Genomic DNA, 16,912 nt, shown 5'->3' with positions numbered 1-16,912 from the left:
TTATTTATGTTGCTCTTCTTCGTCAATTCCTTTACGAAGCGCGTTCCAAGCCAGTGTTGCACATTTGATCCGCGCAGGGAATTTATTCACACCCGATAGGGCTTCAATGTCTTCATAATCTCCAAAATCCACGTCTTCACCCTTCATCAGTAAGGAGAAGTTATCGGCTAGTTCGAGTGCTCGTTCAACCGTTTGTCCTTTGATCGCCTCAGTCATCATCGAAGCCGATGACATACTGATCGAGCAACCTTCACCGTTATAACGGGCATCCTTGACGATTCCATCCTCTACCTTAAGCTGAAGTGTAATACGATCACCACAAGTTGGGTTATTCAGTTCAATTTTCAGAGCATCATCTTCAAATGAACCACGATTCCTAGGACTTTTATAATGATCCATAATTACGCGTCTGTACAAGTCATCCAAGTTCATAGCCGAAGTACTCCTTTGTCTTGATTAAAGCGTCCACCAGTCGATCTACATCCTGCTCGGTGTTATACAGGTAAAAGCTCGCACGTGCTGTTGAGCTGGCTTCCAGCCAGCGCATCAGCGGCTGACAGCAGTGATGACCAGCACGGATAGCAATTCCCTCCGCATCTAGTACTGTAGCGACATCATGCGGGTGAACGTCACCCAGATTAAAAGTCACAACGCCAACTTCACGATTGCGCGGACCATAAATGGTCAAGCCATCAATTTCAGATAAACGCTGTTCTGCGTATGCGGCAAGCTGCTTCTCATGGCTGTGAATCTCATCCATGCCGATTTCTTGTAAGAAATCTACGGCTGCACCTAATCCAACAGCTCCTGCAATGATCGGCGTACCGCCCTCAAACTTCCAAGGAAGTTCTTTCCATGTCGATTCATAGAGACCCACATCATCGATCATTTCGCCACCGAACTCAATAGGTTCCATGGCTTCAAGGAGTGCTCTTTTGCCGTACAAAGCCCCAATTCCAGTCGGTGCTAGCATTTTATGTCCGGAAAGTGCATAGAAATCACAATCCAGATCCTGCATATCGACCTTCACATGAGGTGTGCTCTGTGCGCCGTCTACGACAATTACCGCACCGTTTCGATGAGCAATCGCCGCAAGCTCTTTAATCGGATGAGTTACTCCCATAACATTAGACACATAAGCGATAGCAACGATCTTGGTTTTATCCGTAATCGTCTTCTCAGCATCTTCAAGCGTAATCGTTCCGTCAGGTTGCAACGGTATATATTTTAAAGTAGCACCTGTCTTCTTAGCTAGCTGCTGCCAGGGGATCAAATTACTATGATGCTCCATCAGGGTGATGACAATTTCATCGCCTTTACCCACTGCAGATGGCCCGTAAGAAGAGGCAACAAGATTTAGGGCAGTGGTTGTGCCGCGTGTAAAGATGATTTCTTTAGTGCTGCGGGCGTTAATAAACTTAGCTAGCTTCTCCCGGGCTCCCTCGTAGGCATCTGTTGCACGGCTGCCTAGAGTATGGACGCCACGGTGTACGTTGGCGTTATCCCACTCATAATACGACTTGACCGCCTCAATCACTTGACGAGGCTTCTGTGAAGTAGCAGCACTGTCAAGATAGACCAGTGGATGGCCGTTCACATTCTGGTTCAGTATGGGAAATTGCTCCCGGATGGCGTTGCTAATCATTGACCTAACTTCCTTTCCACAAGAGATTGGAGCTGATTGCGCAGTCCCTCTAGTGGAATTTGCGACACAACAGGAGCCAAGAAGCCATAGATGATCAGAGTTTCTGCATCATGCCGTGTAATTCCGCGGGACATCAGGTAAAAGACTTGCTCGTGATTGACCTGTCCTACGGAAGCGGCATGGCCTGCTGTAACATCATCTTCATCGATCAGCAGGATCGGATTGGCGTCACCACGGGCTTTTGGACTCAGCATCAATACTTTCTCTGTTTGCTGACCGTCGGCTCTTGTAGCACCTTTCTCGATCTTGGTAATTCCGTTGATGATAGAAGTAGCATTATCACGCATAACCGCACGAGTGATCATGTCACTTGGGGTATTTTTGCCGAAATGCTGAGCTTGAGTAGTGTAATTCAGTTTCTGTGATCCCGTACCTACAGCAATTACTTTAGCATCCGAGCTAGAGCCATTACCTTTGAGCACAGATTTGGTATCACTTGCTGTATCACCATAGTTCATCTCTCCAACAATCCATTCGATCGTTCCGTCATTCTCAACAACAGCGCGGCGGTAAGTCACATCTGTTGTATCCACGCCCAGCTGATGCACTGTAGCATAACGTACTTTAGCACCTGCACCCACGAATACTTCTACAGCACCATTGTGCAAGCCAGCTTCCTCTTTATCCGACACGTAGTTGTCTACGTATGTCAGGGAGCTGTTAGTATCCGCTACAATCAGAATGTGAGGAACAAATGAAGCTTCCGCATCATCTGTTAACAGCACCGCCTGAAGTGGAGTTTCAACCACTACATTCTTAGGAACATAGAGGAATACTCCCCCGTTCCATAGTGCTGCATGAAGCGCAGCGATAGAATGCTCGTCAGGCTGAATCGCCTTATGAAGGTAACGTTGTACCAAATCTCCGTGCTCTTTAACAGCCGTTTGCAGATCGGTAAAAATAACACCTTGTGCTGCAAGTTCAGGAGCTAGTCGTGTATATACTGCACCAGAGTTACGTTGAATAATCAGACTGCCTTCTTCCTGATCCTTGATCAAGGAGGAAATGGAAGCAGGTGCATCCTTCAGTGAAGCAATGGTTTCGCTTGCTTTGTAGCTACCATAATTATTCACATTCCAACGATCAATCCGTGTCTTCTCTAATTTAGGCAGTGTCAGAGTAGCTGCCAGTTCAAGTGCTTTCAAGCGGCTTTCTTTCAGCCAACCCGGTTCGCCGCTACTATGCGATAATTCGCTCAAGCGCTCGGCATCCACCGGAAGAATGGTCTGTGTCGTCATAAGTGTTCTCCTCCTTCCTGGCGTTTCTTACGCGTCTTGCCCTACTGTTTCGTCTTCAATTCCAAGTTCTTCTTTAATCCATTCGTAGCCTTCTGCTTCCAGACGTTGTGCAAGCTCAGGACCACCGGATTTTACAATTCTGCCCTGCATCATAACATGTACAAAATCAGGCTTGATGTAGTTCAAGAGACGTTGATAGTGGGTAATAACCAGGAAACCGCGATCTTCACTCCGCATGGAGTTTACGCCTTCGGCAACAATTTTCAAAGCATCAATATCAAGACCAGAGTCAATTTCGTCCAGAATCACGATTTTTGGATCTAGCATCATCATTTGTAGAATTTCGTTACGTTTCTTCTCACCACCGGAGAAGCCTTCGTTCAGGTAACGGTGTAGGAACTCAGGATTCATGTCCAGTTCTTTCATCTTCGCTTCCATAAGACGGATAAAACGAATCAAAGAAATTTCGCTTCCCTCTTCACGACGGGCATTAATGGCAGAGCGCAAGAAATCGGAGTTTGTTACTCCGGAAATTTCACTTGGGTACTGCATAGCAAGGAAAAGACCTGCACGTGCGCGTTCATCAACCGCCATCTCCAGAAGATCTTCACCTTCAAGTGTTGCTGTTCCTTCAGTTACTTCATATTTAGGGTGACCCATAAGAGCTGACGCCAAGGTACTTTTACCTGTACCGTTTGGTCCCATGATGGCGTGAATTTCGCCACCTTTCATTTGAAGGTTAATCCCCTTCAAAATCTCTTTTCCCTCAATCGTCGCTTTAAGTCCCTCAATGACAAAATCTGCTGCCATAATATTATTCCCTCCATTGATCGATTTGCGAAATCAAAAGTTGTATTGAAACAGGATGATCCTGATTCCCAGCACAATTAGATTTTATATCACATTATAATTATTATAAATTGAATCACAATGATTATCAATGATTCTCAACAATTTTATAACAAACCCTGTCTTTTTACAAATATCTCTTTTTATTTATCCTTTAATGCACCGCATGTTTCGCTATTTTCCGTAACCACCTAACGCAAAAAATAAGACCTCCCGCAGGAAGCCTTATTTCATATACTTTATCGTTTAGCTAAGGTAGGAACGCAGCATCCATTGATGTTTCTCAAGATCACCACGAATTTTAATAAACATGTCAGAGGTAGGCTGGTCCTTAATTTCCTCAGCAAGCTCAATGCCTTCTGTCAACTCTTCAGAAATAGTAGCGAAGTCTTCAATCAGAGACTGGACCATACCACGTGTGTCCTCTTTACCAGTAGCTTCTTGAATCGTTGCCAATTCCAGATATTCTTTCATCGTTGCAGCGGGACTTCCTTTGATGCTTAGCAGACGCTCTGCAACTTCATCCATTTGAAGCGTCACTTCATTATATAGATCCTCAAATTTCACGTGAAGAGAGAAGAATTGTTCTCCTTTTACGTACCAATGAAAATTATGGATTTTAACATACAATACATTCAAGTTAGCAACCTGACGATTCAAAATTTGTTCCAGTGATGTTGTATTTACTTTATTAGATGCTTTAGCCATGAGATGATCCCATCCTTATCCTTTATATTTACCGGGCTACTTAATCCTTCATCCGGCAGCAACTTGTCTATTCTTAATTTACCCCTTAGCATGTAAGACGAAACAAGGAGAACCCTTCCATAAAATCACTGTTTAAATTATTTACACTAAAGACGCTCTCTATAATGTTCAAATTCTGATTCTTGCAAAAAAACACAAGAGGCCATTGGCCTCTTGTGTTTTGGATTTTGTAAGATTGTTCAGTCAGACCATGAGAAGTAATGCATCCGCACCCGTCATGCCGGGTACGATACCTAGACGCTCCGCTTCTATGGTTACAGACTCCAATGGGGCAGCTAACAGCTGTGACAGCGTACGTACACCAACCGCCCGGGCTGCGATAATATGCCGATCACTGAGCTTCTCATTGAGCAAACCAACATCCAGCGCACCACACATAATATACCCTCGGCTTGTGCTGATTGAGAGCAGCGTTGTTTTCGGAAGCTTAACTTCTACCCCGATCAGCGTATGTTCACCTACGGTAATGGGCTCCATAGTAACCAATAGCAGCACCTCCTTTATTCACCAACCACGATGTATATGTATGCTTCACCCCCTGCTGATGTGCAGTTGGTAGTCCTAGGCTTTTCGTAAAAAACACAGTACCTTGGTCCCATTTTCTCTAGTGTCAGGTATATGATTATTACTTGTTTAATGTTATAGTTTATTTACATTCTTATAATTGTAAAGAAATGTTCAAACGAAAAGCTGGGGGATCTATGGACGAGAAACTACAACACACAGACGGCAACTATTTATTTAATGTCGACATCCTGATTAATGCCCGTACCAACCCACTTGCATTGCAATATCTGCTTGAAATGTTGAACAATAATGACAAAATCACAGATTTCAACATTAACTCCGGTCTTGAATTGGGGAGAACCATTGACAGCTTGCTTCGTTCTGCCAAACTAGCTTTGAATCAAAGCTCTGCTCCTCCAACTTCATTTAAGCTGCCACCAAAGACCACTAAAAAGCAGCTCGATAAACCGATTGATAAACAGGCAATATTGCCTGCACAACAGTCAGCTATTGAGACGCCAGCTGATGCATACGGGAAAATTCGACAGTATATTCAGAACAACCAATTAGTACGTTTACGAGCGAATCGGTACGGAAAACAAGTGTCCATGCCCTGTCGTATTTTAAATTTTGATGAAGCAGCCAACTCTATTAGTGTCTATCACGTGGATGAGAAACAGGTATACAGCTTTAATTTAAATGAGATCGACGAATTTCTGTAAACGTATACGTTACAGATAAATAAGCATCCGCCCCTTTATGGAACGGATGCTTATTTATCAACTTCTGTAACTTGATTGCTTAGGATGCCTCTTTGCTGCGTGAGAATGCTTCCACAGCCAGACATAACCAGCCTGCTATGAAGCATACACCACCAATAGGTGTTATCGCTCCAAGCACCTTAATCCCGGAAATGCTCAGTACATATAAGCTACCAGAGAACAAAATCGTCCCTGCTATTAATAGCCTTCCTGCCCAGCGTAACCGGGTACTTTCTCCCCATTGACCTACAGCCAGTGCTATCAGAATTACACCCAGCGCATGTACCAAATGATACTGTACACCCGTCTCATATACCTTCATATATTCTTCGCTAATAACAGGTTTTAATAAATGAGCGCCAAAAGCGCCTACTCCTACTGCCAGCATTGCTAGCACAGCCCCCCAGGCCATAAGTTTCCGTTGCATGCGATTACAACTCCTTAATATTAGACTTCTTCTATCATAAACGATTACCGATTGCTTTTTCCAGCAGCCATTTACGAATTAGCCACAATCAGGGGTTGCTTTTTTAGCATCAATATGAAAAAGTGGATATTAACAACATTTCATTCTTATCTCTCAAGGAGTGCAACCTATGGACCTTAATTCTCTCTCAAAATCTGACGCGCCTACAGCAGAGGTAGGAAATACCCAACCTGATCTGAGTCAGCCAAGTGCTGGTTCGTCGTATTCGTACCAGAAAGTAGATCATGACCTGCAACACTCTGGACCTGGTATTGCTTCTTTCATCATCAGCCTCGTGACCATAATGGGTTATGCAGCTCTCTTCGTTTTCATTATTATGAAGGCTTCTTCCATGGTTAACGAGAACTCGAATCTATTAGCCGAATCATCGCAGTCCATCATGCTTCTTGGAATGACTGTTATTATTCTTTCAGCTCTTAATGTAATTGGTGTTGTCATCGGCATTATTGGGCTTTCCATCCGGAAGAGACGTAAGGTTTTCGGCGTTATAGGCACTATCATCAACGGTGTGATTATCCTACTCTTTATGCTGCTTATTACTATTTTCTTAGTCAATGCCGGGACGCTATAACGTTCACTTCTAATTCCAAGACAAAAGGACTGTTCCTGAAATCAATCAGGAGCAGCCCTTTTGTTATTCATAAATGATAGCGTTTCTTTATTTTGCAAGTGACAGCTTCGAAAGTACACGCTGTTTAACTGTAGCATCGCCTTCCACTGCTTTTTCAACATATTCAAAAGCTACAGGATCATCCGTATTTAACTTCTCAATAACGCTCTCCATACCTGCTGTGATCTCAAAAGCCGTAGGACCTTCTTTGGTCTCAATCTCAACAGAATGACTATCTATTTGGCCGACGTAAACGCCTGTTCCTTTAAGAATTTTAGCTTCTGGATTTGCAGTAGGTTTGGGTGCGGGAGTACTTGGATTCTCTGTTGGTGCAGTGGTACTTGTACCTTCTGTAGGTACGGGTGTGCTTGTGGTCTCCTCTGTTGGCACTGGAGAAGCTGTTGCACTTGGTTCTGCAGATGGCTGTGCTGAATTATTAGTAGCACCGCAAGCGGTTAGGGCTAGTGTTAATGCTGCGATTGCAGCTATAGCGGGTAAGGAACGTTGTTTTTTCATGTTGACTGCCTCCTTTATGTTTAGCGGTTGTTTGCAAAGTCATTTTCTATAAGCCTACTCCTATAAACGTATCAACTCTGCTAAGGTTTCATAATACGTTATTTTTAGTAACTTCCAATCTTTAATAGGCATCCGCCGGATGCAGGCTTAAGCGAGATTAATACAATAGTGTTGAGCCTGATTTATCCCTAAGGAGTGGTCCCCTTGAGAATCGATATCGGCTGCGGATCCAGTAAAGAAGCAGGTTATCTCGGGATCGATCGCATCGCGGGTCCCAACGTAGATATTGTCTGTGACATTAGCCAAGGCATCCCTTTGCCGGACAATACCGCCGAGTTTGTAATGGCTAGTCGTGTATTACCTTATATCGACGATTTATCCGCGGTTATGTCGGAAATTCACAGAATTAGCACCCACAAAGCCATTGTTTGTATACTGGCCCCGTATGCCCACAGTTTTGTTCATATGTCCAATCCTTCCTTTAAGCAGAAGTTTGATGAATATACTCCGAGGTATTTCACAGGATCCTTTTTCCAGCCCCCGTCCGGTCCAGTATGCCCATCGATTCCTGACTATCCCATCCCGGTGCCGCCGTTCGATTATCGATTGCTGCGGATGGAGCTTTTCTATCAATACCCTTATGAAGATCCTCTTTATGAAACAGAAGAACTAGAAATACTAAAGACGCTTCAAGCCAATGTTGTGCATGAAATCATGTACCATTTCACCGTAATCAAAGAAAATATTTCTATTCATGAGCTGGAATTGATGAGTAGAGGGCTTTACGCTGAACCGCGTGTTCTTATGAAACGCAGGCTAAAATCACACGATAGACAAAATTTCCTATAATTTATTGATGGGACATACAATTATACCCGAATTACATCATAGGCTAACATACAGGCATTAACTGTGCCGTCCTGACTATGGGACGGTTCACTTTTTTAAAAGAAAATTAACCTCGAAGGAGGTGAGAATCATTCCACTAGTCGTACGGGCAACGATCAATGCGACCGGTGCTATCACATTTACGGGCAACACACTTGGACTTAGTCGCTCTGATACAGTCGGAGTACCTGGGACACAGGACAGCATCGGTGGCTTTACCACTGTCAATACATCGTCTATTTTTGGAACCTACCCTAACGGAACGACTAGTCTTTATACAAGCAATAGTTCAGCAGCCATACTGGTCCTACCTTCAGGTAGCACAGTGCTGTATGCAGAGCTGATATGGGGTGGCACCTATATAAATGGAACCGTAAACCTCAGTTCGGCGATAAACAACCCAGTCACCTTCATTACCCCTGCCGGGACTTCATTTAGCGTTACACCTGATTCTGCAACGAGTAACGTAGTCGATTTGGGAGGTGGTGCTTCTGCATATGTCCGTTCCGCCAATGTAACCAGCATTATACAACAAGGTGGTGCCGGTACCTATACTACAGGCGGCGTTGTAGGCACAATTGTAATTCCAGGAGACTCGACAGCCAACCATGCCGGCTGGACTTTAGGTGTTATCTACCAGAATACAGCCCTCCCATTCCGCAATATGTCCCTTCGGGCAGGTGCAATACTAGTACAGGCAACATCAGCCCCGGTTTCAACTACGATAACTGGATTCGCAACACCAATAACAGGTGCGCTTGGAGGCAGAGCATTATTCAGCGCACAGGAGGGAGATGCAAACCGTTCAGGCGACCAGGCCTTGTTTGGTCCAACTGCTGCTACACTCGTAGCGTTATCTGGCCCCAATAACTTTGCTAACAACTTTTTCGCATCACAAATCAACAATGATACAGGTAATCTCAATACAACTGGAACATTTGGAACACGCAATCAGACGAACGGGAATCCAGGAACCAACATCATCGGTGGCCGACAAGGCTGGGACATTACTAATGTTGACGTGTCAGCCAGACTTGCAAATAATCAGTCTTCAGCGATTTTACAATTAACTACCTCTGGTGACGCTTATGTGCTTAATGGAAATGCCATACAAGTAGATATAAATGCACCCAAAATAAACCTTACTAAAAGTGCCAATGTGTCCGGCCCTATAGTCGGGGATACGGTAACTTATACTGTAACTGTCAGTAACACTGGTACAGCGAGTGCAGCTAGCGTCGTTTTATCAGATGCTCTGCCAGCAGGCTCAACCTTTGTCACTGGAAGTGTAGTAGTAGCCGGTGTTGTAAGACCCACCTTTGATATTACAGCAGGCATCTCCTTGGGGTCATTAGCTTTGAACTCTTCAATAACGGTTACATATCAAGCTAAAGTCACTTCATTACCACCAAGTCCACAAAATATAGCCAATACCGCCAATGCTGCTTTTACGTTTCAAAGTGTAGCAGGAGGCCCTATCATGACCGGGGTTATTCCATCCAATACGGTAACTTTACCCGTATATTCCCCTATTCTTAACATTGTAAAAACTGCCAATACTGCAAATGCGACGGTCGGAGATCAGATCACCTATTCCCTTCAAATCACCAACACTGGAAATATTGGTGCTATAACAACCCTTACCGACAATATTCCTTCAGGCAGCTCATATATTGCGGGTAGCTTTACCGTCAATGGAACACCTGTCGCTGGAAATCCTGCTACAGGTATTGCTATTGGAACGATAGCTGCTGGAGGCAGCTCTACCGTTCAATTCCGCGTAGTGGTGAACAGTCTCCCTTCACCGCCACAACTGGTCGACCAAGCGAGCACCACTTACACCTTTCAAGTTCCAGATGGGCGAACCGTAGCTGGATCAGCCTCATCTAATTCATTGTCTATTCCAGTTACAACTCCCAACGTAACAGTGCTCAAAAGCGCTGGATTTGCTGACGTCGCTGTAGGAGATACACTGCTCTACACCTCCGTTATCAGCAATAATGGAATTGCAGCAGTTACCAACGTATCGCTTTCAGACATTATCCCTGCTGGGACTTCACTAGTCTCAGGTAGTGTTACGGTAGGTGGAACGGCACAGCCATCTGCTAATCCCGGTACAGGAATTTCTATTGGAACCATCACGCCTGGAGTTTCCGTTGCGGTCACCTTTCAGGTCAACGTGATCTCATTGCCAACTCCCGCTCAACTATTAAACAGATCCTCTACATCCTTCAGCTCAGGAGCCTTTACTGGCATTTCACTTTCCAACACGACTACAACTCCTGTATATCAACCTGTAATCCAGATTGTCAAAAGTTCGAACGTTTCCAGTGCCACTGTAGGGGGCAATATTCTCTACACGTTGAATGTTCAGAATTCTGGAAATATCGGGGCATCTGTAGTCCTCAGTGACAATATTCCTTCAGGGAGTTCCTTTGTCTCGGGGAGTGTCACAGTTAATGGAGTTGCTAGACCAACAGACTCTCCACTTACAGGAATTAACTTAGGAACTGTAGCTTCAGGGGCTAGTGTTCCTGTAACCTTTCTTGTCTCTGTGCAATCTTTGCCTTCACCACCTGTTCTGAACAATCAAGGCAGCAGCAGCTACACCTACCAACTACCAAGCGGTAGATCCTTATCCGGAACTAGCCAATCAAACACCGTTAGCATCCCAGTCTCCGCTCCAAATATTACGCTAACCAAATCCGCAAGCCTTGCTGATGTCACAGTCGGCGAGAATCTGACTTACACAGTCCAAGTGTCCAACACAAGCAGCGTAGCTGTGAATAACGTTGTCGTCTCTGACCCCATTCCTACGGGAGGCACTTTTGTAGCAGGCAGCGTTATTGTTGGCGGTTCATCGGTACCAGCCGCAAATCCAGGTACAGGAATATCTATCGGTAGTATTGCGGCTGGCAGCTCTATTACTGTCTCTTTTAGAGTGAATGTTTCTTCTTTACCAAATCCATCACAATTTACAAACAGAGCTAGTGCGTCTTTCTCATCCGGTGCCTTCACTGGTTCTTCACTTTCGAACACGGTAGTAACCCCTGTGTATCAACCTATTATTAGTATGGTCAAAAGCGCGAATACCGCTCAGGCATCCGTAGGAGGATCTTTGTCTTTCTCGATTCTTATCAGCAATACCGGGAATATTGCAACCACTCTACTATTAACTGATAATCTTCCACCCCAAGCTTTATTTAACGCGAACAGTGTAATCATCGGGGGAACACCTTTACCCGGATATAATCCAGTAACCGGAATCCCTGTAGGCCCATTGGCACCAGGTGACAGCGTATCTGTAAGCTTTCTGGTCACGATAACAGCGTTACCTCCTTCACAGATGTTACTGAACTCCGCTTCGGCAACATATAGCTTCACCCTCCCGGACGGGCGTCAACTCGGAGGAAATGTAGTATCAAATACGCTCTCTGTCCCTGTATCCGCACCTAACGTCAGTGTCGTAAAAAGTGTGAATGCAGCTACTGCCGTTACGGGCGATATCCTTACATTCACCTCAGTATTGACGAACAACAGCATAGCTACTGTAAGCAACATCATTCTCAGCGATCCTCTGCCTGAGAATGTAGCTTTTATTCCCGGAACCGTAATTGTAGGCGGCATTACTCAGCCGCTAGCAGTTCCGTCCGCCGGCATTCCAATCGGTAGTCTGGGTCCAGGCGCCACAGCTACCGTAACATTCGAGGTGAGGATAACGATGCCGATACCATCACAAATTAATAATCAGTCATCCGTCAGTTTTACATCCGGTGTATTCTCCGGTTCTTCTTCATCCAACATTACTAGCACACCAGTCATTCAGCCACAGATCTCCTTATTAAAAAGTGCCGTCGATGGAGATGGTGATGCCGATGCTCTTGTTGTAGGTGATACCGTCATCTACACAGTGGTTGTAAGTAATGCAGGTAATCTTGCTGCAAATGTAACCTTAACCGACAACATTCCTACTGGAACTGTCTTCAATCCTAACAGTGTTATTGTAGGAGGCATGCCGCAACCAGGTGCAGCACCCAATACCGGCATAGCTGTAGGAAATGTCGCGCCGGGTACCAGTGTCCCTGTTAGCTTCTCTGTTAATATCGTTTCCTTGCCATCACCACAACAAATCAGCAATCAGGCTTCTGCAAGCTTCACCTTTACTCCGCCTGACGGTAGACCCTTAAGCGGAACTGCTGTATCTAATACCGTCACACTACAGGTCTCAGCTCCTAATATCGTGGTAGTCAAAAGCTCCACCTCAACTTCCGTAGCGATCGGAGATACGGTCACTTATAACGTAAATATTTCAAATAACGGTATAGAAGCTGTCAATAGCATAATCCTTAATGATCCAACACCAGCAGGTGCTGCTTTTGTAACGGGTAGCGTATCCGTGAACGGAGTACCTTTCCCCAACCTGAATCCTTCTTCGGGGATATCAATTGGTACCTTAGCTCCTGGAGCTTCAGCTCTGGTTGCTTACAGTGTTACCGTGACCTCTGTTCCTCCTACTGCTACACTTATCAATAAGGCATCCGTAACCTTTACATCAGGCGTTTTTTCCGGTTCGACTTTCTCCAATACCGTTACCATCCCTGTTTACCAGCCGAACATCTCGGTCGTCAAAACAGCAAGTACGAATAACGCTACAACAGGTGACGCTGTCAGCTATACCCTGACCGTGAGTAACACAGGAAACTATCCGGCAAGCTTAATCATTACGGACAATATTCCTGCGGGTACCACCTTCGTTCCGAATAGTGTGCTCATTAATGGACTGCCCTTAGCGCAAGCAGATCCATCTACGGGGATTCCAGCTGGAGTTATTGCACCCGGTGCTACTACTGCAGTAATATTCACTGTTGATATCACCTCACTGCCCAATCCTCAGCAGTTGGTCAATCAGGGTACCGTAGCGTATAGCTTCACTTTGCCTGACGGCCGCACACTTGGCGGTTCCGTCCTATCCAATACAATTACTATCCCTGTCTCTTCACCAAATCTGGCTGTAGTAAAATCTACGCCTACCACATCAACTACAGTTGGAGACACGATCACCTATTCAGTTACAATTACCAATAACGGAATCGAAACGGTAAATAACGCAGTCTTCACAGACGCACTTCCTGCGGGTACCACATTTGTATCTGGCAGTGTATTAGTAGATGGTGTGCCTCGTCCAGGGGGTAGCCCTTCCACCGGGGTAACCTTGGGCAGTATTGCACCAGGTGTAACTGTAACTGTGGCATTCACAGTGAATACAGTCTCATTGCCACCTTCAGGCCTCCTAAATAACCAGTCAACGGTGAGCTTCACCTCTGGAGTTCTCTCGAATGTTGCCTTCTCTAATATTGTATCAACGCCTATTTACTTACCGATTCTAGCCGCAGCAAAAAGCTCGAATTCAATTCAAGCGACCGTCGGAGATACGATTACCTACACGATTAATGTAACCAATTCAGGGAATTACGGGGCTTTGGCTACTCTGAGTGATACTATCCCATCTGGAACAACATTTGTGCCAAACAGTGTGCTCATTCAAGGTGCCCCAGCTCCGGGAGCAGATCCAGCGGCTGGCATTCCACTCGGTGTTATATCCGCAGGTGCAACACTATCTGTTATGTTCTCAGTACTCATTTCAACACTGCCAGCAAGCCAGCAACTAATTAACCAAGCATCGGTAGCATTTGCTTACACCTTGCCTGATGGGCGGACGTTTAACAGTTCGATCAATTCCAATTCGACAACGATTTCGGTATCCTCACCGAATGTGATCGTAACTAAGTCATCACCAGCAACAGATGCCGTTGTTGGCGATACAATTACCTACAACCTTACAGTTACCAATAGCGGAATCGCCAATATCAGCAACGTAAACATCAGTGATCCAATACCAGCAGGTTCTTCGTTTGTTGCTGGCAGTGTGATCGTTGATGGCACTCCACGTCCTAATGCCAATCCAGCGAATGGCATCTCGCTCGGCACAATTGCACCGGGCGTTTCGGTCAATATTTCGTTCAACACTATCGTCAATGTACTGCCTAATCCTGCCACGCTCACCGATCAAGCTTCCGTCAGCTTCACATCTGGAGCATTCTCGGGATCCTCATTCTCTAATACACTTGTTATTCCGGTGTATCAGCCTATCATCGTTGTAGTCAAAGGGGCAGACAGAACCGCCGCAACTGTCGGAGATACGATTACTTACTCCTTAAATGTGACTAATACTGGTAACCTCATAGCAAATGTAGTCATAACTGACACGATTCCTAGCGGAGCTATTTTCGTTCCAAACAGCGTGCTCGTTAATGGTGTGCCACAACCAGGCTCCGACCCGTCTACTGGATTAAATATTGGAGCAGTTGCGCCGGGAAGCACGGTAACAGTGACCATAACCCTGCAGGTTACAGTAGCCTCCCTCCCGTCGCCGCAGCAGTTAGTCAATCAGGCTTCAGCAACTTTCTCATTCACACCACCAGATGGCCGTCTGCTCACCGGAACTTCACTTTCAAATGTCCTAATTATCCCTGTCTCTTCTCCGGATGTAAGTGTCGTTAAGAGCACTACTTCTATTGATGCCGTTGTCGGCGATATCATCACCTATACGATTGTTGTTACCAACTTAGGGATTTCACCAGTCAATAACGTCATCATGGTTGACCCTATTCCAGCAGGCAGCCAGTTTGTAACAGGCAGCATCACTGTAGACGGAACCCCACGACCTAATGGCAGCCCGGCTTCCGGCATTGCCATCGGAACGATTGCTGCTGGCGCTTCCTCAACCATCACCTTCCAGGTTCAGGTAGTAGCGTTATGATTCCCGGCTCACGTACCCAACCTGTCGTAACCAATCAATCTATGGTACTCTTCAACTCGGCAGCGGGTGTTGACGGCATTGTCTATTCCAATACCGTTAACACCCCGGTCGTGGGCCCCGTGCTTTCATTGCTGAAGAGTACAGACAAACTCCATGCCTCTTTAGGTGACACTCTGGTGTATACCATTAAAGCTTCTAATAATGGAAACACAGATGCTTTGCTAACGGTGTATGACATTCTTCCAGAGGGTGTATCCTTTATTTCCAACAGCGTGCTTAGAGACGGTGTGCCTCTCCCAGGGGCTACACCGTCTTCGGGCATACCGCTAGGTTCTATTGCTCCGCAGAGTCAAGTGACCATCGCCTTTCAAGTGGTTATCATTTCACTTCCCTCTTCACTAGTGCTGCAAAATAAAGCACTGTGCCGTTTTTCTTTTGCCACACCCGAGGGAAGAATCGTTAATGGAGATTTATATTCTAATTCCGTACTAGTTTCTTTACGCTCCTACCAGCTCTCTACCTTGTTGTCTGCAAGCACTCCGACCTCTTTTATAGGTGATGTAATTACCTATACATTACGGCTTACGAACGAAGGTAACAGCCTATTAAACCAAATCATCGCAACGATTTCTATTCCTAACGGATCTGTGTTCATTCCAGGGAGTGTCATTGCAGGTGGCGTCTATTATCCAGAATCAGAGCCTACGCAAGGAATATTAATTGGTCAACTTGATAAAGACCTAAGCATTGATATTACCTTTCGCGTTCGAGTTACAGAGATCCCCTCATCCTTGGACCTGACTAACCGTGCAGCTGTCACTTATACCGTCGACGACGATCCCAATACAACCGAGAGTAACAGCGTCGTTATCTCACTTGTTTTGGCAGGTGTCACCATCAGCAAGAGAGTAGATCATGTTACAGCAGCTCCAGGTGACAACCTAAGATATGAACTAACGGTAACCAACAGCGGAAACTTGGCCGTAAATGCGGTTCTGACCGATGCTATCCCTTCGGGCACTCTTTTCGTATGGGATAGTGTTCTCTTAAACGGAGTGATGCAAAAAGGCGCCCGTCCTGCTGATGGCATTCAGCTAGGCACATTAAGAGGCGGAACTTCAGCGGTCGTGGTCTTTCAAGTGAGCATTCCTGCAGCTATAAACATTCATGCCCACGCAGCTGTCCAAAATCATGGCAGTGTTCAGTATACTTTTGTGCTCCCGGACGGACGGACAGTAAGACAAACCTCTCGTTCCAATATCGTTACTACCTTAATAGTCCTGCCTATCATTTCTCTCGAAACTCATGCAAAGCCTACCCTTGTAGAAGAAGGAGAACATGTCCAATGCTGGATCTCCCTAACGAATAGTGGGAATTGGCCAGCAGAAGTATCCCTTGATCGGCTCACACCGGAGGAATGTCTTATTGATCCTAGCAGCATTGTCATTGATGGGATTCCAAATCCACAATCTTCATTTAACGGTATTTTGTCGCTAGGGACAGTCAAAGCTGCTGCCACTGTAAACATCCATTATTTTGTGAGGGTTAGTGAACATGTACTGGGTCGTTTCCTTAAGGGCTTAGTAACCGCTCCATACTTCTTCAATCTGGATGGACGTGAATACACTGGCGAGAGCCAGTCGAACAGTTATATATTGACTGTGGAAGAGATCAGTGAATAAGAAATCACATATCCCCCATCCCCATGAATATACTTTAGTTACAACCCCAAAACATAAATATTTATATTCCATGGGAGGTGG

General features: G+C 45.4%; 13 protein-coding genes. 5 read left to right on the top strand and 8 right to left on the bottom strand.

The genetic code is table 11. The annotated features are described in order from the left end of the window. The 6 genes from sufU to MKX41_RS01655 form a co-directional block, all read right to left on the bottom strand. Positions 1 to 432 carry a Fe-S cluster assembly sulfur transfer protein SufU gene (sufU, locus tag MKX41_RS01680; protein ID WP_036684339.1) on the bottom strand — a complete coding sequence of 144 codons (432 nt, stop codon included), beginning with the start codon at positions 430 to 432 and terminating at the stop codon, positions 1 to 3. After that, positions 419 to 1,645 carry a cysteine desulfurase gene (locus MKX41_RS01675; RefSeq protein WP_340968346.1) on the bottom strand — a complete coding sequence of 409 codons (1,227 nt, stop codon included), beginning with the start codon at positions 1,643 to 1,645 and terminating at the stop codon, positions 419 to 421. Before MKX41_RS01675 ends, sufU begins: the two co-directional genes overlap by 14 nt. Beyond that, the gene (gene sufD / locus MKX41_RS01670) at positions 1,642 to 2,943 is read right to left on the bottom strand and encodes a Fe-S cluster assembly protein SufD (RefSeq protein WP_042186353.1); all 1,302 of its coding nucleotides are present in this window, start codon (positions 2,941 to 2,943) and stop codon (positions 1,642 to 1,644) included. The genes MKX41_RS01675 and sufD overlap by 4 nt, the downstream gene beginning before the upstream one ends. 27 nt (positions 2,944 to 2,970) lie before the next feature. After that, positions 2,971 to 3,753, bottom strand: coding sequence for a Fe-S cluster assembly ATPase SufC (gene sufC / locus MKX41_RS01665; protein WP_042186351.1), 783 nt, complete (start codon positions 3,751 to 3,753; stop codon positions 2,971 to 2,973). A 285-nt stretch (positions 3,754 to 4,038) separates the two neighbouring features. Next, entirely contained in the window at positions 4,039 to 4,500 is a 462-nt protein-coding gene (locus MKX41_RS01660) for a Dps family protein (RefSeq protein WP_042125852.1), read from the bottom strand. Positions 4,501 to 4,743: 243 nt separating this feature from the next. Beyond that, positions 4,744 to 5,046, bottom strand: coding sequence for a YunC family protein (locus MKX41_RS01655; RefSeq protein WP_042186349.1), 303 nt, complete (start codon positions 5,044 to 5,046; stop codon positions 4,744 to 4,746). A 215-nt stretch (positions 5,047 to 5,261) separates the two neighbouring features. Here MKX41_RS01655 and MKX41_RS01650 point away from each other — a divergent pair, with 215 nt between their 5' ends. After that, a complete protein-coding gene (locus MKX41_RS01650; RefSeq protein WP_042186347.1) occupies positions 5,262 to 5,789 on the top strand; it encodes a hypothetical protein in 528 nt (175 codons plus the stop codon). Between the two features lie 79 nt (positions 5,790 to 5,868). Here MKX41_RS01650 and MKX41_RS01645 read toward each other — a convergent pair whose 3' ends face one another. Next, a complete protein-coding gene (locus MKX41_RS01645) occupies positions 5,869 to 6,255 on the bottom strand; it encodes a DUF423 domain-containing protein (protein WP_076284185.1) in 387 nt (128 codons plus the stop codon). A gap of 169 nt (positions 6,256 to 6,424) precedes the next feature. Between MKX41_RS01645 and MKX41_RS01640 the strand changes: the two genes are divergently transcribed. Continuing rightward, positions 6,425 to 6,886 (top strand): hypothetical protein, encoded by a 462-nt coding sequence (locus tag MKX41_RS01640; protein WP_052404212.1) that lies wholly within the window; start codon positions 6,425 to 6,427, stop codon positions 6,884 to 6,886. A gap of 87 nt (positions 6,887 to 6,973) precedes the next feature. On the opposite strand, the gene MKX41_RS01635 is transcribed toward MKX41_RS01640, so the two are convergent. Then, positions 6,974 to 7,441: a hypothetical protein gene (locus MKX41_RS01635; RefSeq protein ID WP_076284187.1), complete on the bottom strand. Its 468-nt coding sequence runs from the start codon at positions 7,439 to 7,441 to the stop codon at positions 6,974 to 6,976. 204 nt (positions 7,442 to 7,645) lie between these two features. Between MKX41_RS01635 and MKX41_RS01630 the strand changes: the two genes are divergently transcribed. From MKX41_RS01630 to MKX41_RS01620, 3 genes are all read left to right on the top strand, one after another. Continuing rightward, on the top strand, positions 7,646 to 8,290 hold the full coding sequence (locus tag MKX41_RS01630; RefSeq protein ID WP_340968342.1) for a methyltransferase domain-containing protein: 645 nt from the start codon (positions 7,646 to 7,648) through the stop codon (positions 8,288 to 8,290). Positions 8,291 to 8,411: 121 nt separating this feature from the next. Next, positions 8,412 to 15,149, top strand: a complete 6,738-nt coding sequence (locus MKX41_RS01625) for a DUF7507 domain-containing protein (RefSeq protein WP_340968341.1) — start codon at positions 8,412 to 8,414, stop codon at positions 15,147 to 15,149. Beyond that, complete coding sequence (locus tag MKX41_RS01620; protein ID WP_340968339.1) at positions 15,146 to 16,831, top strand: hypothetical protein; 1,686 nt, start codon at positions 15,146 to 15,148, stop codon at positions 16,829 to 16,831. The genes MKX41_RS01625 and MKX41_RS01620 overlap by 4 nt, the downstream gene beginning before the upstream one ends. The last annotated feature ends 81 nt before the right edge of the window (positions 16,832 to 16,912 follow it).

The sequence above is a fragment of the Paenibacillus sp. FSL R5-0475 genome (assembly GCF_038004585.1).
Lineage (GTDB): Bacteria > Bacillota > Bacilli > Paenibacillales > Paenibacillaceae > Paenibacillus_AQ.
Note: the sequence above shows the minus strand (reverse complement) of the source record. Positions and strands in the feature narration are given on the sequence as shown.